Source organism: Vibrio tubiashii (assembly GCF_028551255.1).
GTDB lineage: Bacteria > Pseudomonadota > Gammaproteobacteria > Enterobacterales > Vibrionaceae > Vibrio > Vibrio tubiashii_B.
Genome location: NZ_CP117029.1, coordinates 2,711,898 through 2,733,398, shown reverse-complemented (window position 1 = coordinate 2,733,398; position 21,501 = coordinate 2,711,898). Strand labels below are relative to the sequence as shown.

General features: G+C 45.6%; 24 protein-coding genes and 1 other RNA gene. 16 read left to right on the top strand and 9 right to left on the bottom strand.

The features are described 5' to 3' along the window. Position 1: 1 nt before the first annotated feature. Positions 2-496, top strand: a complete 495-nt coding sequence (ilvN, locus tag LYZ37_RS12520) for an acetolactate synthase small subunit (RefSeq protein WP_004744777.1) — start codon at positions 2-4, stop codon at positions 494-496. Positions 497-561: 65 nt separating this feature from the next. On the opposite strand, the gene serA is transcribed toward ilvN, so the two are convergent. The 5 genes from serA to zapA form a co-directional block, all read right to left on the bottom strand. After that, positions 562-1,791: a phosphoglycerate dehydrogenase gene (gene serA, locus LYZ37_RS12515; protein ID WP_171323214.1), complete on the bottom strand. Its 1,230-nt coding sequence runs from the start codon at positions 1,789-1,791 to the stop codon at positions 562-564. A gap of 252 nt (positions 1,792-2,043) precedes the next feature. Continuing rightward, positions 2,044-2,700, bottom strand: coding sequence for a ribose-5-phosphate isomerase RpiA (gene rpiA, locus LYZ37_RS12510; RefSeq protein WP_171323212.1), 657 nt, complete (start codon positions 2,698-2,700; stop codon positions 2,044-2,046). Between the two features lie 100 nt (positions 2,701-2,800). After that, a complete protein-coding gene (locus tag LYZ37_RS12505) occupies positions 2,801-3,388 on the bottom strand; it encodes a 5-formyltetrahydrofolate cyclo-ligase (protein WP_272785695.1) in 588 nt (195 codons plus the stop codon). 33 nt (positions 3,389-3,421) lie between these two features. Further along, a non-coding RNA gene (gene ssrS / locus LYZ37_RS12500) (6S RNA) lies at positions 3,422-3,604 on the bottom strand. 19 nt (positions 3,605-3,623) lie between these two features. Continuing rightward, positions 3,624-3,932 carry a cell division protein ZapA gene (gene zapA / locus LYZ37_RS12495; protein ID WP_004744772.1) on the bottom strand — a complete coding sequence of 103 codons (309 nt, stop codon included), beginning with the start codon at positions 3,930-3,932 and terminating at the stop codon, positions 3,624-3,626. Between the two features lie 236 nt (positions 3,933-4,168). On the opposite strand from zapA, the gene LYZ37_RS12490 reads away from it, so the two are divergent. From LYZ37_RS12490 to LYZ37_RS12480, 3 genes are read left to right on the top strand one after another with little or no spacing between them, the layout of a single operon-like run. Beyond that, positions 4,169-4,747: a YecA/YgfB family protein gene (locus LYZ37_RS12490; protein WP_272785694.1), complete on the top strand. Its 579-nt coding sequence runs from the start codon at positions 4,169-4,171 to the stop codon at positions 4,745-4,747. 11 nt (positions 4,748-4,758) lie between these two features. Continuing rightward, the gene (gene ubiH, locus LYZ37_RS12485; protein ID WP_272785693.1) at positions 4,759-5,934 is read left to right on the top strand and encodes a 2-octaprenyl-6-methoxyphenyl hydroxylase; all 1,176 of its coding nucleotides are present in this window, start codon (positions 4,759-4,761) and stop codon (positions 5,932-5,934) included. A 24-nt stretch (positions 5,935-5,958) separates the two neighbouring features. Then, positions 5,959-7,191: an FAD-dependent 2-octaprenylphenol hydroxylase gene (locus LYZ37_RS12480; RefSeq protein ID WP_239850845.1), complete on the top strand. Its 1,233-nt coding sequence runs from the start codon at positions 5,959-5,961 to the stop codon at positions 7,189-7,191. Positions 7,192-7,230: 39 nt separating this feature from the next. Here the strand turns inward: LYZ37_RS12480 and LYZ37_RS12475 are convergent, their stop codons facing one another. The 3 genes from LYZ37_RS12475 to ygfZ all read right to left on the bottom strand — a co-directional run bounded on the left by LYZ37_RS12475 (position 7,231) and on the right by ygfZ (position 9,517). After that, on the bottom strand, positions 7,231-7,437 hold the full coding sequence (locus LYZ37_RS12475; RefSeq protein ID WP_004744768.1) for a DUF1107 domain-containing protein: 207 nt from the start codon (positions 7,435-7,437) through the stop codon (positions 7,231-7,233). 642 nt (positions 7,438-8,079) lie between these two features. After that, on the bottom strand, positions 8,080-8,556 hold the full coding sequence (locus LYZ37_RS12470; protein WP_272785691.1) for an aminoacyl-tRNA deacylase: 477 nt from the start codon (positions 8,554-8,556) through the stop codon (positions 8,080-8,082). After that, positions 8,549-9,517, bottom strand: coding sequence for a tRNA-modifying protein YgfZ (gene ygfZ / locus LYZ37_RS12465; RefSeq protein WP_272785690.1), 969 nt, complete (start codon positions 9,515-9,517; stop codon positions 8,549-8,551). Before ygfZ ends, LYZ37_RS12470 begins: the two co-directional genes overlap by 8 nt. A gap of 200 nt (positions 9,518-9,717) precedes the next feature. Between ygfZ and LYZ37_RS12460 the strand changes: the two genes are divergently transcribed. Then, the gene (locus LYZ37_RS12460) at positions 9,718-9,978 is read left to right on the top strand and encodes an FAD assembly factor SdhE (RefSeq protein WP_004744765.1); all 261 of its coding nucleotides are present in this window, start codon (positions 9,718-9,720) and stop codon (positions 9,976-9,978) included. 49 nt (positions 9,979-10,027) lie between these two features. Next, positions 10,028-10,345, top strand: a complete 318-nt coding sequence (locus LYZ37_RS12455) for a protein YgfX (RefSeq protein ID WP_272785688.1) — start codon at positions 10,028-10,030, stop codon at positions 10,343-10,345. Positions 10,346-10,519: 174 nt separating this feature from the next. Here the strand turns inward: LYZ37_RS12455 and nadB are convergent, their stop codons facing one another. Then, positions 10,520-12,133 carry an L-aspartate oxidase gene (nadB, locus tag LYZ37_RS12450; RefSeq protein WP_171323194.1) on the bottom strand — a complete coding sequence of 538 codons (1,614 nt, stop codon included), beginning with the start codon at positions 12,131-12,133 and terminating at the stop codon, positions 10,520-10,522. Between the two features lie 414 nt (positions 12,134-12,547). On the opposite strand from nadB, the gene rpoE reads away from it, so the two are divergent. From rpoE to pdxJ, 10 genes are all read left to right on the top strand, one after another. Beyond that, positions 12,548-13,126, top strand: coding sequence for an RNA polymerase sigma factor RpoE (rpoE, locus tag LYZ37_RS12445; RefSeq protein ID WP_004744762.1), 579 nt, complete (start codon positions 12,548-12,550; stop codon positions 13,124-13,126). Positions 13,127-13,151: 25 nt separating this feature from the next. Then, entirely contained in the window at positions 13,152-13,766 is a 615-nt protein-coding gene (locus tag LYZ37_RS12440; protein WP_004744761.1) for an RseA family anti-sigma factor, read from the top strand. Then, complete coding sequence (gene rseB / locus LYZ37_RS12435; protein ID WP_272785687.1) at positions 13,763-14,728, top strand: sigma-E factor regulatory protein RseB; 966 nt, start codon at positions 13,763-13,765, stop codon at positions 14,726-14,728. Before LYZ37_RS12440 ends, rseB begins: the two co-directional genes overlap by 4 nt. After that, entirely contained in the window at positions 14,725-15,195 is a 471-nt protein-coding gene (locus LYZ37_RS12430) for a SoxR reducing system RseC family protein (RefSeq protein WP_239850857.1), read from the top strand. The genes rseB and LYZ37_RS12430 overlap by 4 nt, the downstream gene beginning before the upstream one ends. Before the next feature lie 127 nt (positions 15,196-15,322). Beyond that, positions 15,323-17,116 carry a translation elongation factor 4 gene (gene lepA, locus LYZ37_RS12425; protein WP_004744758.1) on the top strand — a complete coding sequence of 598 codons (1,794 nt, stop codon included), beginning with the start codon at positions 15,323-15,325 and terminating at the stop codon, positions 17,114-17,116. Between the two features lie 201 nt (positions 17,117-17,317). Further along, entirely contained in the window at positions 17,318-18,214 is an 897-nt protein-coding gene (gene lepB / locus LYZ37_RS12420) for a signal peptidase I (protein WP_272785686.1), read from the top strand. A gap of 75 nt (positions 18,215-18,289) precedes the next feature. After that, positions 18,290-18,967, top strand: a complete 678-nt coding sequence (gene rnc, locus LYZ37_RS12415; RefSeq protein ID WP_272785685.1) for a ribonuclease III — start codon at positions 18,290-18,292, stop codon at positions 18,965-18,967. Next, positions 18,960-19,937, top strand: a complete 978-nt coding sequence (gene era, locus LYZ37_RS12410; RefSeq protein WP_239825117.1) for a GTPase Era — start codon at positions 18,960-18,962, stop codon at positions 19,935-19,937. The genes rnc and era overlap by 8 nt, the downstream gene beginning before the upstream one ends. A gap of 112 nt (positions 19,938-20,049) precedes the next feature. Beyond that, positions 20,050-20,772 (top strand): DNA repair protein RecO, encoded by a 723-nt coding sequence (gene recO / locus LYZ37_RS12405; protein ID WP_272785684.1) that lies wholly within the window; start codon positions 20,050-20,052, stop codon positions 20,770-20,772. After that, a complete protein-coding gene (gene pdxJ, locus LYZ37_RS12400; protein WP_272785683.1) occupies positions 20,769-21,500 on the top strand; it encodes a pyridoxine 5'-phosphate synthase in 732 nt (243 codons plus the stop codon). The genes recO and pdxJ overlap by 4 nt, the downstream gene beginning before the upstream one ends. The last annotated feature ends 1 nt before the right edge of the window (position 21,501 follow it).

Sequence of the window (21,501 nt, the reverse complement as noted above, 5' to 3'; positions counted from 1 at the left end):
TATGAGACACATTATTTCACTACTAATGGAAAACCAACCCGGTGCACTTTCTCGCGTGGTTGGCCTTTTCTCTCAGCGCGCTTACAACATTGAATCTCTGACCGTTTCACCAACCGATGATGAAACCTTATCGCGCCTGAACATTACCACTATTTCAGACGATATGGAGCTAGAGCAGATCCAGAAGCAATTAAACAAGCTGATTGATGTGCTTAAAGTTCAAGAGGTCTCTGAGCTTGACCATATTGAACGCGAATTGATGATGGTAAAAGTAAAGGCGAGTGGATTCTCTCGCGCGGAAGTTAAGCGTACAGCCGATATTTTCCGTGGACAGATTGTTGATGTCACAGCCTCTCAGTACACAGTACAAATGGCGGGTACTAGCGAGAAACTTGATGCCTTTATTCAGGCACTGTCGGAAGTGACAGAAGTGATTGAAGTAGCGCGAAGCGGCGTTGTGGGCATTGCTCGTGGTGAGCGTGCTCTAAAACCTTAACTTGTTAACAATCCAACAAAAAAACCACCGACAAGTCGGTGGTTTTTTCGATCTTAACAGCGGGATTAGTGCAGGATACGTGCGCGGATAGTCCCTTCGATGCTCTTAAGTTTCTTAAGTGCTTCTTCTGAGCGCTCTGTTTCCACATCAATAACCACATAACCGAAATCTGCGGCCGTTTGCAGGTACTGACCGGCGATGTTAATCCCTTCTTCAGCAAAAATGGTGTTAATTTGCGTCAGGATACCCGGACGGTTTTGGTGAATGTGTAGTAAGCGTGAACAGTCGCGGTGCTCTGGCAGTGACACTTCAGGGAAGTTAACACTTGATAGGGTAGAACCGTTATCTGAGTACTTAGCTAGCTTGCCAGCCACTTCAACACCAATGTTTTCTTGCGCTTCTTGAGTTGAGCCGCCAACGTGAGGCGTTAAGATAACATTGTCAAACTTCTGCAGTGGTGACTCAAATGGGTCTGCGTTTGTTTTTGGCTCTGTTGGGAACACGTCAATTGCCGCGCCAGCAAGGTGACCTGCTTCTAGGCTGTGGCATAGCGCTTCAATATCTACCACAGTACCGCGAGCAGCGTTGATGAAGATTGAACCTGGCTTCATTCGAGCAAACTCTTCCGCGCCCATCATGTTCTTGGTTCCAGCCGTTTCCGGAACATGAAGCGAAATAACATCACACTTATTCAGCAGTTCACTCATAGTATGAACTTGAGTAGCGTTACCGAGTGATAACTTGTTTTCAATATCGTAGAAGTAAACACGCATACCAAGGTTTTCAGCGATAATGCCTAGCTGAGTACCGATATGGCCGTAACCAATAATACCTAAGCGCTTGCCGCGAGCTTCGTATGAGTTGTCGGCACTTTTCTTCCAAATGCCACGGTGCGCTAAAGCGTTCTTCTCTGGGATACCACGTAGCAGCAGTAGGACTTGTCCAAGAACCAGCTCTGCCACACTGCGCGTGTTTGAGAATGGTGCGTTAAACACTGGAATGCCGCGAGTCGCCGCTGCTTTAAGATCAACTTGGTTGGTACCAATACAGAAACAGCCAATCGCAACCAGTTTCTCTGCTGCGTCAATCACTTGCTGAGATAGATTAGTGCGCGAGCGAATACCGATAAAGTGAACGTCTTTCACCGCTTCAAGTAACTCTTCCTCTGGAAGCGAGCCTTTGTGGTATTCAATATTGGTGTAGCCAGCAGCCTGAAGAACTTCTACAGATGATGGGTGTAGACCTTCAAGCAAGAGGATTTTAATTTTATCTTTTTCCAGTGAAACTTTGGCCATTGTCTTCTTCCTTAAAGTGGGGAAATTTGGGCTTAACGGGCGCACATTAAGCAAAAGCAGGTAAAGCAAACGTTTTTGTAGACGTTATGTGGCACGCAAACGTTTTCCTTGTGCGTCTTCTGACCATTAAGTTAACAAAAAAAATACACTTTGGGTAAGAAAATTACGGAATAAGGCATAATTTTTATAGAGTAAAATGAAAAAACGGCGCCAATAGGCACCGTTTGTAATGAAATGACAAAAATGAAGCGCTTATTCTTCGATTTTTGCACCTTCTGGCGTGCCAGTAATTACTACGTCTGCACCACGGTGGGCAAATAGACCAACGGTAACTACGCCAGCGATGGCATTGATTTTATCTTCAAGATCTTTTGGATCAGTAATCTGCATGCCGTAAACATCAAGAATCACATTGCCGTTGTCTGTGATAACACCTTCACGGTATGCAGGATCACCACCTAGCTTAACTAACTCGCGAGCCACGTATGAGCGTGCCATTGGAATCACTTCAACAGGTAGAGGGAAGTTACCCAGTACATCAACCGCTTTCGTGTTGTCGACGATACAAACAAATTTGTCTGAAATAGCAGCAACGATTTTCTCACGCGTTAGGGCAGCGCCGCCGCCTTTGATCATATCGCGAGTCGCGTTGATTTCGTCAGCACCGTCAACATAGATATCTAGGCCCGCGACTTCATTACAGTCGAAAACCTTAATCTCTAACTCTTCAAGTTTCTTCGTTGACGCTTCAGAGCTTGAAACCGCACCTTTAATCTCTTCTTTCATGGTTGCTAGTGCATCGATGAAGTGATTTACCGTCGAGCCCGTACCAACACCTACAATGCTGCCTTTTTCGACATACTTAAGTGCTGCCCAACCAGCTTCTTTCTTCATTTCATCTTGAGTCATTGCTCATCTCCTAAAGGCGGTAATAAAAATGATTGCGGCGCGATTATAGCCCTATCTCTAGCAGACTTGAAGCCAAGCTAGCGGATTCTAGCGAGCAGGGTTAATCCCATTGCCAAATCTTGGTTGGAGTCACAATTTTAGGTAAAGGGACATCCCAAGACTCGATAGGTAGTTTCTCGACGTGTTGGCAATCATGCGCTAGGCCAATAGGCATAGGGCCTTGACCTGTCTTAAACCAAGGTTCTAAAGTGCGGTCGTAATACCCGCCACCCATGCCAAGGCGATGGCCTGTCGAGTCAAAACCGACCAATGGCGTGCAAATGATGTCGAGAGACTTTGCCGGCAGGATTGTGGTTTGATCAAGCTTAGGTTCAGCAATTGAATAGCGATTGAGCACCATAGGGGTTGAGCTGTCATAGTGTAGAAACAACAGGTGACCTTTGGAAAAAGGATGAATGACGGGCAGGTAAGTCTTTTTACCTTGCTGCCATAGCCACTCAATGAGGGGCATGGTTTCAAGTTCACCGTCAGTCGTAAGGTACAAGGCAATATGTTGTGCTTGCGCGAGCTCAGGTAGCTGTGAAAATTGTCGCACCAAGTCTAAACCGGCGAGATGTTGCACATCACTGGATAATTGGTTGCGTTTTTGGCGGATGCTTTTACGGAAGTCTTGTCTGGAAAGCGTCATGACGTTACCCATGGTTGCAGGGTATCGTGAAAGGGATACCCCAGAGTGCCGTTGGAGAAATGGACCCTTGAACCAGCTGGTTCAAGGCGGATCAGCAGAGATAACCGTAGGCTTCTCGGTACAAGCCGAGCTTGCTCAATAGCTATCAAGTACTAACCCTTAGGTATTGCTTATCGGCTCAGGGACTTAATCCCCTAACGAACACTCCAGGGTAAATTCTTGACGGTGTAAAGGTTTATTGCTGTCCTGGCTTTACTTTACTAATCGCGCTGTCTAGTGATGCCGAAAGGAGTTCCATTCGCTCAAACATGGCATCTTGTTCCTGCTTAGAATTACTATCACGAGCTTCAAGCTCATGACAAAAGTTTAACGCAACAAAGGTCAAAAGTTGAACTTCATTAGTAATCTTGGTTTTGGCTGACATGTCTTGTAAACGTTCTTCAAGACGCTCTGCGGCTTTAATCAATGACTCTTCTTGCCCTGCCGGACAATTTACCCGAGTGAGTTTGCCTAAGATTTCAACTTCTACCGCTTGATTACTCATATCGACTCTATATCTGTTGCCTAAGGTGATAAAGCAGATAATCACCGAGGAAGAAACTATAGGAAAACGCCCATTAAGATTCAAGCTTTTCAGAACAGCGATAAGCAAATCAGGGCGCAATAACACAGTAATTGGGCAATTTGTGTAAAAGCTGCCCACAATTGCTAATCGCTCGTTTTCGCTCGCGATGGTAAGTGATACGATTGAGGATATTTAGACATATTTAGGCTAATCCAATGAGCGAAACAAAACTACCTGATTACTTAGCATTTGCCACTGAGCTTCAGTCTGCTGGGCTTGCAGTGAACCCTGCCGAGTTGCACGGATTATTAACTGGAATGTTAAGTGGTGGCTTAAGCTTGACTGATAAAAGCTGGCAACCGATGGTTTTTGATTATGTAAGCGAAGGTATGGGCTGGCCAAGTAAAGTATTGCAACTGGCACAAGCTACGTTGGATGCAAGCATTGCTGAATTAACGGGCTCTGGTATGGATATCGAAATGCTACTACCAGACGAAGAAGCTAGCGCTTCGTTGTTTGATATTGCCGATGGTCTTGCTGATTGGGTGAACCATTTTATTTCAGGCTTAGGCTTGGTGAATGCTGAACTTAAGAAAGCGTCAAGCGATGTTAAAGAGGCGCTCGCTGATTTAGAAGAAATCGCTAAGCTCGGCATTGACGAAGATGACGATCTAGAAGAGCAGGCTCAACTACTAGAGCAAGTCATTGAGCATGTTAAAGCATGTGTATTAACTATCCATGCTGAATTTGGGCAAAAAAAAGCTGACCCTCAGCAAGCACCAACGATTCACTAAAAGGATTCTCCATGAAGCAGTTTGATGTGGTGATTGCTGGTGGTGCGATGGCGGGAATGACGCTGGCCCTTGCAATCAATAAGCTTGCTCCGCAACCTTTGTCTGTTGCTGTCATTGAGCCGTTTCAAGTCGATCACGCGGCTCATCCGGGTTTTGACTCACGCTCGATTGCACTGTCCTACGGTACGGTTGCGATTTTAAAGCAGCTTGGCTTGTGGCCAGAGATTGCGAAGGTGGCAACGCCCATTGAACATATTCATGTTTCTGATCGCTCTCACGCGGGTATGACGGACATTACTACTGAAGAAGTGGGCGTTGATGCTTTGGGTTACGTCGTTGAACTTGCCGATGTGGGGCGTATTTACCATCAGCAAGTCGAGCAAGATAACAATGTTACAGTCCTACACGCCGCGGTTGAGCAAGTCGAGCGCAGTGAAGAGAAGGTCTCAATTACGTTAAGTGATAGCAATCTTGTTGAAGGAAAGCTTTTGGTTGCCGCTGATGGTGCGATCTCCACTTGTTGTGAGCAAATCGGTATAGAGCTTAACGAGCATGACTTTGAACAGATTGCTGTGATCGCCAATATTAGTGCTCAGGCACCTCATAATGGGCGAGCATTTGAGCGTTTTACTGAGTCAGGGCCTGTGGCGTTATTGCCTATGTCACAAGGGCGGATGTCCTTGGTATGGTGTGTAAGACCTGACAAAGCGCAACAGATCATCAACTATAGCGACGAGCAGTTTCTGTCAGAACTGCAACAGGCTTTTGGTTGGCGACTCGGCAAATTACAAAAAGTGGGTCAACGAGCGAGTTACCCTTTGCTATTGCGTTACAGAGAGCAAAATGTCTCGCACCGCTTTGCCATTGTTGGCAATGCAGCTCAAACTCTACATCCGATTGCTGGCCAAGGGTTTAACTTGGGAATTCGTGACGTCGCGACGTTAGCAGAAAGCATTGCTCAATCCAGTGACGATCCTGGAAGCTATTGCACTCTGAAACAGTTTAAGAACGCTCGTCGTGATGATCGTCATGCAACCATCGCAATGACCTCAGCCTTAGTGCATATTTTCTCTAACGATTACCTATCACTGCGTGTTGGTCGAAATCTTGGGTTGTTCGGTATGGATAACCTGCCCATGCTTAAGACTCCTTTGTTAAGAAGAACATTAGGTTTAGTGGCTCGCTAGAGACGCTAAAAAGGATACAAAATTATGATGCAAAGTGTAGATATCGCCATCGTTGGCGGTGGAATGGTGGGTTTGGCGCTCGCAGCAGCGTTTAAAGACACTGAATTACGTATTGCTGTGATTGAAAGTCGTGCGCCTGAGAGCGAGCTGAATGATTTGCCAGATGTGCGAGTGTCAGCGCTGAGCCGTTCGAGTGAAACGGTGTTAAGAAACCTAGGTGCATGGCAAGGTATTACTCAACGTAGAGCAGCACCTTATCAGGCGATGGAAGTGTGGGAGCAAGACAGCTTTGCTCGAATCGAATTTGAAGCTCAGCAGTTAGCTCAGCCCGATCTCGGTCATATCGTTGAAAACCGAGTTATTCAGCTTGCGCTACTTGAGCAAGTTAAGCAGCAAAGCAATGTGACTCTGTTTATGCCCGAGAAATGCGCTTCGATGGCGATAGGGGAGAGCGAAGCTTGGTTAACTTTGGAAAGCGGCCAGGCTTTAACCGCTAAGCTGGTGGTAGGTGCTGATGGGGCCAACTCTTGGGTTCGCAAGCAGCAAGATATTCCGTTAACCCATTGGGATTACGGCCACAGTGCCATCGTCGCCAATATCCGTACTAAAGAAGATCATCAACGCGTCGCAAGACAAATTTTTACCCCGCAAGGGCCATTAGCCTTTTTGCCATTAGGTGAAGATAATCTCAGTTCGATAGTCTGGTCGACGGATCCAAGTCGAGCTGAACGACTGGTGAGCATGTCTTCAGGGGAGTTCAACAAAGCGCTGACGGCTGAATTCGATAATCGCTTGGGGCTGTGTAAAGTCGAAGGGGAGCGTTTTGCTTTCCCACTGAAGATGCGTTATGCGCGTGATTTTGTTGCAGAGCGTGTGGCTTTAGTTGGCGATGCGGCGCACACCATTCACCCTCTTGCGGGACAAGGGGTAAATCTCGGTTTGCTGGATGCAGCAAGTTTAGCCCAAGAAGTGCTCCAGCTTTGGCAAGCGGGAGAAGATATTGGCTCTAAGCGCAATCTACGTAGTTATGAGCGTTGGCGTAAGTCTGAAGCGGCCAAAATGATTGCCGCAATGCAAGGGTTTAAAGATCTTTTTGAAGGAAGTAACCCAGCGAAGAAACTGATCCGTGGTATTGGGATGAAACTTGCCGGTCAATTACCGGGAGCCAAAGATGAGATCATGAAGCGAGCACTTGGTTTGAAAGGGAATTTACCTCAATTGGCCCAGCAATCAAGGCACAAATCTCAAACGGTATAAATGCAAAGGGTTGGCAATCGCCAACCCTTCTTGATTCTATTATGCGTAAGCGCAGCGGAGTTTCATCACTTCCTGATTAATTTCTTTTACCGCTTGAAAGTGCTTACGTTCAGCCTTTTCTGGCAAGATCAGCTTGCCATTATCAAATTCAAACTTACCAACCCCGTAAATGTAGATCCTTCCCTTAAATAGCCGACTAATGTGTTTAGCAATCATACCTGGTGTATAGCGCTTAAACAGTCTCATACAGTTATCCTTATGTTTAGCAAGCACTGCAAATTATACGTTTTTCCCACCCTGAAAATTGTGATTATGATGGTGGAAAATGCAGATGAAACTGGTGTGTTTGGATATTTGTGTTGCTGTAGACAAAACCACGGATAAATATCCAATTTATTGTGATAATTACCTCACTTATCTTCTGACAGCGGAACTCGTATAAGAGTTCCATCGCGAAATATTAAGCCTTAGTTATATGACACATTTAAGAATAGTTTAACTTTCAGAGTGGGTGTAAAAGAATTGTAAAATTTTATCAAAAAAAAGCCCGCTTCATGGCGGGCGAATAGTCACAGATGCATTACACAAAAAGTGGATGTCCTGAAACAATCAGTGGATTCACTTTTTTAGTTGGAGAAGGATTCACATACCTTTCGAGCCACATACCAACTCATTGAAAGATTGTGTCGCTTAGCATGTATAAGCAACTGAGCGAACTTTAACCAACAGAGACAGCATACTTCAAAAAACTCATTATGACTACTTATGCTCTATTGGTGAATAATAATTTAATTAAGAAAAGGCTAATGATGCGATAACGGTCATGGTTTGATGAAATCGATTGCAACAAGAGGAACTGGTTTCTACCCACTAATGGGTAGAAACCGTTTAGTCGCGGCAGATATTGCCAATAATAGGCTGGCTGAGTTGAATAAGATCGTCACAACTCAAGGCGATGCCAGCCATATTTGAGCCACTGCTTATCGTGACTTCAGGCTCTGCCAAAAGTTGCTGGTCGAATACAATTACCATTGGTGTGCGCAGTAGCAAAGGGACAACGGTGCCAATCTTGTACCCAGTCAGGCTCGCCACCTCTTCCATAGATACACAGGTCATCCGGCGCCATTCTAACAGCGCACGGACTTTCTTCGGGTCGACCGCTTTGTTTCCTGGGGCGCAGGCAATCGCGTAGCGGTTACTCATATCACGCAGCACAATAGATTTAACCATCTGTTCTGGTCTAATCCCTCGCTGCTTTGCCGCATCTTCTATGGTTGTCGCAGGAGTCTGGTGCGGCAGCAGGCGAAACTGAACCTGCTGCGCTTCTAGATATTGCGTAATATGGGTTGAGATAGGATCAGTCATTATCTTCTAGCGAGTATGGCAGTGCCGAAAATGCCCATTCGCTGTTAGGTTGCTCTTTTAAGCGCAGTTGAGTATCTGCTTCTAGGTTGTTAGGCAAGACAACCAGAGCCAACGCTTTATTGTCGCTGTAGCGGTAGCTAGCAATAATTTTGCCCGCGCTACGCCAGTTTTCACCGACTGCTCGCTCTAGCTCTGCGTTAGCGTCAATCGCCGCTTCAGCATCGCCTTTAACGATAAACAGTGCACGCTTGTTGATACCGCGATATTTAGCGCGAGCGACAGTCTCTTGGCCTGTATAACAACCTTTGGTAAAGCTAATTCCCCCAAGCGCTTGAATGTTTAGAGCTTGTGGAATGTGTTCATTTTGCTGCTCGGCATTGAGTAGTGGTAAGCCCGCTTGAATGTCGTGTAACGTCCAAAGCTCTTCGGACACTTTCTCTGCTTGAAGAGTCGCGACCAATTGCTCGGCGCTAGATTGTTCCATTAAGAGTAGCCAACGCTGTTGGTCAATTTTAACCGCAGTGCCACCGTCAATAGAGCGCACATCACCAGTTTGGGATGAAAGAGAGTCAATAAAGCTTGTTGCAGAATCGCCCATTAGCCCTAGCGCGATATCTTCTGTTTGCTTGATTTCTACCTTAGAAAAAATCGCATACTTTTTCAGCTCGGTCAGCTCTTTATCGATAATAGAGGCAGGCTGAAACATGGCGTAGCCGCCGTTGTGGTGAAACAGTCGAAATGCACTCCATACCTTACCTTTAGCATCACAGTGGGCGCCAAAGGTAGAGTCTTGCTCATCTAATGTCACTACGTCACAAGTCACTTGGCCTTGAAGGTAGGATTTTTTGTCATCGCCAAACATTGTGATCGCACTCCATGATGGGAGTAACGCAACTGAAAGTTGAGGAAGTGCATCGCTTGACGCTAGTTGTAGGGGAGCAAACTCTTTCTGCCAGTCCATGATTGATACCTAATAGAAACTTAATAACTGTATGTTAGCGCTGAATCCTAGTGATAAACAACCTTTAGAGTTGTAGGCGAATTTTTCATGTCTTGGTATGGAAAATCATGACCTTGCTCGGGAGTGTGACTAGCGCCCTAGTTGTGAGCGAAATTGCTTGTTACACTCGGCGCAAACAACCGATTAGGTGAGGAATTAGAATGTATACCGCAGAAGAAAAAGCGCGTATCAAATGGGCATGTCGTCGAGGAATGCTAGAACTCGATGTTGTTATCATGCCTTTTTTTGAGGAATGTTTTGACGCCCTAAAAGATAATGAGCAACAGGACTTTGTGTCTTTGTTAGAATGTGATGATCCAGACTTGTTCACATGGATTATGGGTCATGGCCGTAGTGAGAATCTAGGTCATGCGTCTATGGTGGATAAGATTGTCGCACACAACCTCAGTAAAGTGCGCTAGGTTCTACCTAAGCCCCTCTTATACTGCAACGATGACCAGCATCTTAGTTATGATGCTGGTCTTTTTGATTGTGGTCTTATCATCTATTCCACTCGTCGCCTCTCTCGTCTTGATAGTTGTGCTTATCAAGAGCGCATTAACCAATGACATCTTGCTGCCGTCAATGCAGGGCGAAGTAGAATTTACCTCACCCACGACTTATAAAACGGCGCAAGGGACAGAGCGAATTCGCAGTGTTAATTTTATCGGTGTGGCTTTTGGTTTACTTATTACCCGCCAAGATAAGAAGCGATTTATTTTATGGCGTGATAGCATGCCTGAAGAAGACTATCGGCATTTAGTCGTGATACTAAAAAGGGAGCATTGATACCAACCGGAACAAATATCTGGTCATTCTTGCTGGCTAAAATCGCTGATAGCATCGTTATAGATTTTGTAGGTAGAACAACTAGCTAGCTGCAATCTATGCCTTGCTCTAAGCGATTTTTTCTGCGCAATTATCTGAGCATCTATTTATCCCGATTGGTATAAGCTTCCTCTACTATTTTTGTTTTTCCGGTAGCAGTATGGTTGGACCGCTATCTTCAGCAAGCTCTGGGTAGTCTAGCGTGTAGTGCAGACCACGGCTTTCCTTACGCTCCATTGCACAGCGAACCATTAATTCTGCCACTTGCAGTAGGTTACGCAGCTCAAGCAGGTTGTTGGAAACCTTAAAGTTGCTGTAGTACTCGTGAGTCTCTTGCTGGAGTAGTTGGATACGACGTAGTGCTCGCTCAAGGCGCTTATCGGTTCTTACGATACCCATGTAATCCCACATAAACAGACGTAACTCGTGCCAGTTATGTTGGATAACGACTTCTTCATCTGAGCAGCTAACTTGGCTCTCATCCCAAGCTGGAAGTGCTGGTGGAAGCGTTGCTTGGTCTATGTTGGCAATGATGTCATTGGCTGCTGCCCAAGCGTAAACAACACACTCTAATAGTGAGTTTGACGCCATACGGTTCGCCCCGTGCAGGCCGGTATAGCTCACCTCACCAATAGCGTAAAGCTGTGATAGATCGGTTTGCCCTGTTTGATCAACCATAACGCCACCACAGGTATAGTGTGCAGCCGGAACAACAGGGATAGGTTCTTTGGTCATATCGATGCCAAGATCGAGTAGACGCATATTAATTGTTGGGAAGTGCTTTTCGATAAAGTCAGCCGGCTTATGGCTGATGTCGAGGTACATGCAGTCTGCACCTAAACGCTTCATTTCGAAGTCAATCGCGCGTGCTACAACATCACGTGGTGCAAGCTCTTCACGCTCATCAAAATCTGGCATAAAGCGAGAACCGTCAGGACGACGCAAATAGGCACCTTCACCACGCAGTGCTTCAGTCAGTAAGAAGTTACGCGCTTCAGGATGGTACAAACAGGTCGGGTGGAACTGGTTAAATTCTAGGTTGGCTACGCGACAGCCTGCGCGCCAAGCCATAGCAATACCATCACCAGAAGATACATCTGGATTTGACGTGTATTGATAGACTTTAGAAGCTCCGCCAGTAGCAAGAACAACAAACTTAGCTCTAACGGTTTCTACATGCTCTTGATTACGGTTCCAGATGTAGGCACCAACGATTTTTTTCTCGTCGCCACCGACTTTATCTTCAGTAATTAGATCGAGCGCATTATGACGCTCTAAAACGGTAATATTGGGGTGATTATGAACATTGTCTTGCAGCGAGGTTTGCATTGCCATACCTGTTGCATCAGCCGCATGCAGAATACGACGATGACTGTGCCCACCTTCGCGAGTTAAGTGATAGCGAGGTGCTTCATCAGTGTCGTTTTCTTCGCGATCGAATGGAACCCCGCCATCGATAAGCCATTGGACACATTCTTTGGCATTTTTAGCAATGAACTCGACAGTATCTTGTTCACAGATGCCCGCACCGGCTACTAAGGTATCTTGAACATGAGATTCAATACTGTCCGACTCGTCGAAAACAGCGGCGATACCACCTTGCGCATAGTAAGTGGCCCCTTCGCTACGCGGACCTTTACTCAGTACGATCACTTTACCATACTCTGCAACACGTAACGCTAACGAGAGTCCAGCTGCGCCACTACCCACCACTAACACATCACATTGATGTTCACGGTTTGCGTTCATAAAACTTTTAAATTCCCGAGTTAATTTGTACCTGTGCCATTTTCATCCCGAAAAACCGTCTTGGCTTGGCACGGTAGCAGAGCGATCCCGCTCTAAAATATTTCAATGAATTGCAACGTTGACTCTGAAAACAAAAGAGTCAACTCACTATAGTACCACTGTGAGAGTGGCTTTGCATAAATGCAATTCTTCGTAAATAGCATTGCTTTTCTCTACCTTGATCCTCACAATCTGTGACAAGAAGTAGATTGGTGCTTCATTGCGCAAAAATAGTTTGAAGAATTTTTGAACTTATATTTATTTGCTAGGTCACAATAGTGCTCAAGTAAGCAGTGGTGTCAAGACTACATTTTGCATAATTAATGCTCATGTCTGAGAAGGTAAGGGCGAATAACGATAGGAGTACCCGCTCGAATGAACGAGCAGCTGACCGATCAAGTATTAATTGAGCGAGTTCAGAATGGGGATAAGCAAGCATTCAATTTGTTGGTCACTAAGTACCAAAACAAAGTCTGCAATCTTATTTCTCGCTATGTGAATAATCCTGGTGATGTTCCCGATGTAGCGCAAGAAGCATTTATAAAGGCGTACCGAGCGATACCAAGCTTTCGTGGTGAAAGTGCCTTCTATACTTGGTTATATCGGATTGCCGTTAATACTGCAAAAAACCACCTTGTTGCCCAAGGGCGCAGACCGCCTGCACAAGATGTGGATACTGATGATGCTGAATATTACGAAACAGGAAGTGCATTAAAAGAAATTTCGAACCCTGAGAACTTAACGTTGTCCAATGAATTGAAACGTGTTGTTTTCAGTGCAATCGAAGCACTGCCTGATGATTTAAAAACCGCGATGACGTTGCGCGAGCTCGATGGCTTAAGCTACGAAGAAATAGCAGCGGTTATGGATTGCCCTGTAGGAACGGTACGTTCGCGTATCTTCCGTGCTCGTGAAGCGGTTGAAAAGAAAATTCAACCCCTTCTGCAACGCTAGACCAGTAACATTAATGGTGAAAATAATGGCTGACAAAGAGAAACTTTCAGCACTCATGGATGGAGAGTTGGTTGATAAAGCTCTAATTACTGAATTAGAGAAAGACCAAGATAGCCTACAGACTTGGCAAAATTACCATTTAATTGGTGATGTAATGCGAGGTGAAGCACCGGAAAAACCGGAGTGGAATATAGCTGAAAGCGTAGCGTTAGCGCTCGATAATGAACCTGCGCACTCTACGGTAACTCAGTTGGAACAACACCGTTTGCAAGAGTCTCAACCGACGCCTTCGCAAGCTCGCCGACAACTACCTGCTTGGTTGAACCAATTTGGTCAAGTTGCAATGGCTGCCTGTGTTTCTTTAGCAGTAATTTTAGGTGTTCAGCAGTATGGCGGCTCTGATGCGACGACTTCACCTGAAACAGAAACATTACCTGTTCTCCAAACTATTCCATTTTCTGGTAGCGCAGAGCCTGTAAGCTTGACGCGCTCTTCGGTTGAACAACCAGCAAGTGAGATTAATGTTCAGGAGCAACGTCGCCGCATTAATGCGATGTTACAAGATTACGAATTACAACTACGCTTAAACAGTGAGAAAACCATTGAATATAGCGATAATCCTGAAACGGTAGTTGAATGAAAAAATTTCTGATCAGTGCGCTGACACTGTTCAGTTTGAATACACCAATAGCCTTTGCAGAAGACAACGCTGCAGAGGCTTTGTTGCATCAAATGAACGAGGCCAGTCAGCAACTTAGTTACGAACTGTCTTACATACTGATAAAGAAAAACAGTATTGAACCTCTGCTGTATCGTCACGCCAAAGCAGACGATCAACAACTCGCACATCTTGTCTATCTAAGTGGTCCAATACGTGAAGTGATTCGTCGTGGCGACGAAGTGAGTTACATTGAACCTGGAGTTGAGCCTTTTACCATTGAGTCGGGTAATATGGTTGCACCGACGATACCGCTACTTAACTCTGATGTAGGCCAACTAAGTGATTTCTATGATTTTATCCAAGTAGGTCGTGCTCGTGAAGCAGGGGCAGCTTGTCAGGTTCTGCGTGTCGTACCAAAAGATGGTCAGCGATACTCTTACGTGCTTTGGGTAGACGAGAAGAGCAAATTACCTTTACGTGCCGATCTTGTCGATCGTGACGGTGAGATCTTAGAGCAGTACAGAACGATCTCTTACAGCGTAAATGATCGAATTACTCAGATCCTCGGTGGACTGAATCAGGTTAAATTGCCTGAAGTCCTATCTCTGCCAAAAGGCCAGATTACTAACCCTTTCTGGACTGTGGGTTGGATCCCTAATGGGTTCGAACCTAAAGAGCTTAATCGCTATCGTATGACCAATACAGAGCGTATGGTTGAGAGCCAAATGTACAGCGATGGACTGTTCAGTTTCTCGGTATATGTATCAGACAGTGATAACTTGTCTCTCAAAGGACAGCTTGTTCGTCAAGGTCGCCGTACCTTACATAGCTTCGTCCGTGGAGACAGGGAGATTTCTGTGATTGGTGATATTCCGCCAGCAACCGCAAAGCGTATCGCTCAGTCAGTCACTTTTAATACTAGTGAGAGTGCCACACAATGATGACTGCATTAGCCACAGTATCGAGCGTTAAGCCTGTTGCTTCAGGCTTTGACGTTGAGCTGAGCTGCGAACAACAAACCAGTTGTAGCAGTTGCTCTTCACAAAAGAGCTGTGGTACCGGCATTGTATCTAAAGCGGTAGGTAACAAATCTTTACACTGGCATTTGATTACCCAAAAGCTGGTTAAAACAGGCCAAGTAGTTGAAATTGGTCTGCCTGAAAAGAGCTTACTGCAATCTGCCGCTGTGGTTTATTTGGTGCCTTTGTTTGCCATGATAGTGGGCGCATTGGTGGCTCAGTGGTGGTTGGCACCACTCCTTTCATTGGGGGAAGGGCTAGTTATTTTGTTCTCTGCGCTCGCAACCACTGCAGGCATTTTCCTCGCAAAACGATTATCTGCGAAATTAGAGCAGCAATCTTCGCAACAAGTCATACTATTAAGGGTGTTGGGCGAACCAATTAGCTAGTGCGAAGTGGCTAGAAATTGGGTAGAATCTGCCAACTTGATTGAAATGCCGTCGTTACCGTTGAATTGAATCAATGGTTGGAGCGGCTTTCTTGTCCTTATTTTAAAGAGTTTAGTCACACCAAATCATGAAGCACATTCGTAACTTTTCGATTATCGCCCACATCGACCATGGTAAGTCGACCCTATCAGACCGTTTGATCCAAGTATGTGGTGGATTGAGCGACCGTGAAATGGCCGCACAGGTTCTGGACTCCATGGATCTAGAGCGTGAGCGTGGTATCACCATTAAATCTCAGAGTGTGACTCTAAACTACACCGCTAAAGATGGTGAAACGTACCAGCTTAACTTCATCGATACCCCAGGACACGTTGACTTCGCCTATGAAGTATCACGTTCTCTCGCAGCTTGTGAAGGTGCACTGCTGGTGGTTGATGCAGGCCAAGGTGTAGAAGCGCAAACTCTTGCTAACTGTTATACCGCGATCGAAATGGATCTAGAGGTAGTGCCAATCTTGAACAAGATTGACCTTCCAGCAGCCGATCCAGAGCGTGTCGCAGAAGAGATCGAAGAAATCGTTGGTATCGACGCGATGGAAGCGACTCGTTGTAGTGCGAAAACTGGTATCGGTGTTGATGATGTTCTAGAGAACATTGTATCTGCGATTCCTGCACCAGAAGGTGATCCAGAAGCGCCACTACAAGCACTGATTATTGACTCTTGGTTCGATAACTACCTAGGTGTTGTTTCATTGGTTCGTATCAAAAATGGCGAACTGAAGAAGAACGACAAGATCAAGGTAATGAGCACAGGTCAGGTTTGGGGTGTTGACCGTCTTGGTATCTTCACACCTAAGCAAGTTGATACTGAAATTCTACGTACAGGTGAAGTAGGTTGGGTTGTTTGTGGTATCAAAGACATTCTAGGCGCACCAGTAGGTGATACGCTAACACTAGCGAAACATGGCTGTGAACAAGCGCTACCAGGTTTTAAGAAAGTGAAACCACAGGTTTACGCTGGCCTATTCCCAGTATCATCTGATGATTACGAAAACTTCCGTGATGCACTTGGTAAGCTTAGCCTTAACGATGCTTCTCTGTTCTACGAGCCAGAAAACTCAGCGGCTCTTGGCTTTGGTTTCCGCTGTGGCTTCCTTGGCATGCTGCACATGGAGATCATCCAAGAACGTCTAGAGCGTGAATACGATTTAGATCTGATCACAACAGCACCAACAGTAGTTTACGAAGTTGAAGAAACAAACGGCAACCTACTTTATGTTGATAGCCCAGCGAAGCTTCCTGCGGTTAACGACATTGAAGAAATTCGCGAACCCATTGCTCGTTGTAACATTCTTGTGCCTTCTGAGTACCTAGGTAATGTAATCACGCTTTGTGTTGAAAAGCGTGGTGTTCAGGTTGATATGGTTTACCACGGCAATCAAGTCGCGGTGACTTACGATATTCCGATGGCTGAAGTGGTACTCGACTTCTTTGACCGTCTAAAATCAACTTCTCGCGGTTATGCGTCGCTAGATTACAACTTCCAGCGTTTTGAAGCATCGAACATGGTGCGTGTTGATGTTCTACTAAACGGTGACACGGTTGATGCGCTTGCAATGATCACTCATAAAGATCAATCGCAAACTCGTGGTCGTCAGTTAGTAGAGAAGATGAAAGAGTTCATCCCTCGTCAAATGTTTGATATCGCGATTCAGGCTGCGATTGGTAACCACATCATCGCGCGCTCAACAGTTAAGCAGTTACGTAAGAACGTAATCGCGAAGTGTTACGGTGGTGACGTGAGCCGTAAGAAGAAGCTACTGAAGAAGCAGAAAGAAGGTAAGAAACGTATGAAGCAGATCGGTAATGTAGAGCTGCCTCAAGAAGCGTTCTTAGCTATTCTGCATGTAGGCAAAGACTAATCCCAGTCATATTTGACGCTACAGCGTTGTTGCCAGCGCAAACTCACCCTAATTACATAGACCCTCTATGCTCATAGGGCTGAGTTTGCTTGCCGCCTAGCTGTAACGCCAACTATTTATGGGATTACTGAAACAAATTAAATTGGTAAGTGGAAGGGTTTCGGCTCTTTCACTTTCGTATTTTTGAGATAAGGGAAGTCAATGGCGAATACATTTTCACTCATCCTAGTGATCGTTACCTTGGTAACGGGTGTTGTCTGGGTTCTAGAAAAGCTAGTTTTTGCGAAAAAGCGTCAAGAAAAACTGGCTGAAGTTGAAGCTCAAACAAATGGCTTAGATACCGCAGTACTAGAAAAAGTGAAGACGCAACCATGGTGGATTGAAAATAGTGTTTCTATTTTTCCTGTGATTGCCGCAGTACTTGTACTACGTTCATTCATCTATGAACCATTTCAGATCCCATCGGGTTCTATGATGCCAACGCTGCTGGTCGGTGACTTCATCCTTGTTGAAAAGTATGCCTATGGTTTGAAAGATCCGGTATGGCGCACTCAACTAGTTGAAACCGGTAAGCCAGAGCGCGGTGATGTCGTGGTGTTTAAATACCCGCCTCAGCCAAGCATTGATTACATTAAGCGTGTCGTTGGTCTTCCGGGCGACACTGTGCGTTACAACAGTAAAAAAGAAATCTGCATTCAGTCTCAAGGCGATACCAGTTGTAAGCCAGTGAAACTATCCAATGTAGAAGAGAGCCAGTTCATTCAAAATGGCATCCCACTGATTCAGTTGGATGAGCAATTGAGTGAAAAAGGTCACCAAATTTTGGTTAACCCACTACGTCGCGATCGCGTTGAACTGTATCAACCACGTAACGGCGTTAATGAGTGGGTAGTACCAGAAGGCCAGTACTTTGTGATGGGTGATAACCGTGACAATAGTGCTGACAGTCGCTACTGGGGCTTTGTTCCAGAAGCAAACCTAGTGGGTAAGGCGGTAGGTATTTGGATCAGCTTTGAATTTGAGCGTGGTGCAGATAGCGTTTTACCTTCTTGGATTCCAACTGGTGTGCGATTTAACCGCATCGGTGGTATTAACTAAATTCTTGTAATGTTTGGAGTAGCCTAGCTGCTACTCCAATTATTCTGAGAGTTGTAATTAAATTATTGAGAGAGCATGAATTCTCCTACTGCAAAACTAGAGAAAAAACTCGGCTATCAATTTATCGATGCTGAGCTAATCAGTTTAGCGCTGACTCACCGCAGTGCTAATGGAAAACACAACGAGCGTCTTGAGTTTCTGGGCGATTCAATTTTAAGTTTTGTCATTGCTGATGATCTTTATCACCGTTTCCCTAAAGTGAATGAAGGGGACATGAGCCGCATGCGTGCCACATTAGTACGTGGGAATACACTGGCGGAACTAGGTCGTGAATTCGAACTAGGAGATCACTTAAAATTAGGTCCAGGTGAATTAAAAAGTGGCGGTTTCCGTCGTGATTCAATTCTTGCCGATGCTGTGGAAGCGATTATTGGTGCCATCTACCTTGATAGCGATATCGAAGTAGTGCGCGGCATTATTCTTAGCTGGTACAAAGCGCGTCTTGATGCCATCAAGCCGGGTGTTTCACAAAAAGACCCGAAAACGCGTCTTCAAGAGTTCCTTCAAGGGCGAAGAAAACCGCTACCTGCTTACACAGTGACTAATATTAAAGGTGAAGCACACAACCAAGAGTTTACGGTTTCGTGCGAAGTGGCAGGTATTGGACAGCCTGTTATTGGTAAGGGCACCAGCCGCCGCAAGGCAGAACAAGCGGCTGCTGAATTAGCACTAGAGCAATTGACCAATGACTGATTCAACTGACAACAACGAATTTGATATCGATGCGTTTTTCTCATCGAGCGACGAGCAAACAAGTTCGCCAGAAAACCAACACTGTGGTTTTGTGGCGATCGTTGGTCGTCCGAACGTAGGTAAATCAACGCTTCTTAACCGTATCCTTGGCCAGAAGATTTCGATTACTTCTCGTAAACCTCAGACAACTCGTCACCGTATTATGGGTGTTGATACGGAAGGGGATTACCAAGCGATTTTTGTTGATACTCCAGGCCTGCACATTGAAGAAAAGCGTGCGATTAACCGCTTGATGAACCGTGCGGCTAACTCATCACTCAGCGATGTAAACCTTGTGTTCTTCCTAGTGGACGGTACGCATTGGACTGCTGATGATGAAATGGTTCTGACTAAGCTGCAGAAGTCCAACTTCCCTGTCGTACTTTGTGTCAATAAGGTCGATGTTGTTCAAGACCGCAATGAAGTCATGATGCACATGCAAGAGATGTCGAGCAAAATGGACTTTGTTGATGTTGTGCCTATCTCGGCTAAACACGGCAAGAACATTGACGTTTTGCGTAAGCATGTACGTGACCATCTACCTAAAGCGACGCACCACTTCCCTGAAGAGTACGTGACTGACCGTTCTCAGCGCTTTATGGCTTCAGAGATTGTGCGTGAAAAGCTGATGCGTTTTACTGGTGAAGAGCTGCCTTACTCTGTGACGGTTGAAATTGAGCGTTTCGATTACAACCCAGAGACTGACGGCTTCCACATCAATGCCCTAATTTTGGTTGAGCGCCTTGGCCAGAAGAAGATGGTGATTGGTAAAGGCGGCGAGAAGATCAAAACGATTGGTCGTGAAGCACGCCTAGATATGGAAGAACTGTTCGGCCGTAAGGTTTACCTAGAGACTTGGGTAAAAGTGAAATCAGGTTGGGCGGATGACGAGCGAGCACTACGCTCTCTTGGCTACATTGACGATCTATAAGTCGTGCGAGGCTAAAGGCTTCGCTCCGCAAATGACGAAATAAGGAGCCATCTGGCTCCTTATTTTTTATTATAACGATTCATATTGGTTTAATAATTCTCTGGCAGATTTTATGTCCTCTGAAGGTTTACAGCGCTGCTTTGTGTTACACCGCCGCCCTTACAGCGAATCGAGCTTAATTCTCGATGTATTTAGTGAGGAGTATGGACGTGTGACTTTAATGTCCAAGGGGGCTCGTAGCAAACGCTCGAACCTCAAAGGTGCGTTACAACCTTTTACCCCCTTGTTACTTAAATGGTCAGGGAATGGTTCAATGAAGACCTTGCGCCAAGCTGAGCCAATAAGCCTTGGGTTACCTCTGACAGGCATCAACCTCTATTCAGGTATGTATGTGAATGAGTTGGTTGGGCGAGTGCTGATGGTTGAAGTGGCCATGCCTGAGTTATTTCATGATTATCTACATGCTTTGACGGAACTCGCGCAGTGTGAAAATCCTGAACCCGCCCTGAGAAGATTTGAACTCGCACTGCTCTCTGCGATGGGCTATGGCGTTGATTTCATGCACTGTGCTGGGACGGGAGAACCGGTAGAAGCCAACATGACTTATCGGTATCGCGAGCAAAAAGGTTTTATCGCTTCTGTGCGCAAGGACAACCTTACCTTCTATGGCAGTGAACTGATTGCAATCAGTGAACGTAGATTTACCACAAAAGAACAACTTAAAGCGGCAAAACGCTTTACACGTATAGCATTAAAGCCGTATCTTGGCGGCAAACCATTAAAAAGCAGGGAACTCTTTCTTAGCATGGTTCCCAAACGGAGTATTGGAAAATGAGCTCAATCTACCTAGGTGTTAATATCGACCACATCGCGACGTTACGTAACGCACGTGGTACTAAGTATCCAGATCCTGTCCATGCCGCTGAAATTGCAGAGCGTGCTGGCGCGGATGGTATTACGATTCACCTGCGTGAAGACCGTCGTCATATTGTTGATCGCGATGTTCGTATTCTGCGTGAAACGCTACAAACGTGTATGAATCTCGAAATGGCAGTAACTGACGAAATGGTTGAGATTGCTCTAAAGACTAAGCCTGAATACGTATGTCTTGTGCCAGAAAAACGTGAAGAGCTAACGACAGAAGGTGGTTTGGATGTTGCTGGGCATCTTGAGAAAGTAAAAGCGGCAACTCAAACACTTACTGAAGCGGGCATTAAAGTGTCTCTGTTCATTGATGCAGACCGCGAGCAAATTGATGCAGCAAAAGCGTGTGGCGCGCCGTTTATTGAACTTCACACTGGTCACTATGCAGACGCGGAAACTGAAGAAGATCAGCAAGATGAGCTGAAGAAGATCGCAGCAGGCGCAAGCTATGCTGATGATCTAGGTATCACAGTGAATGCAGGACACGGCTTGACTTACCACAACGTGGCGCCAATTGCGGCGATTCCAGAAATTTTTGAGCTTAACATCGGCCACTCGATTATTGGCCGAGCAGTGTTCGACGGTTTACATAAAGCGGTTGCGGACATGAAAGCCATCATGGTTGAAGCGCGTCGCTAAA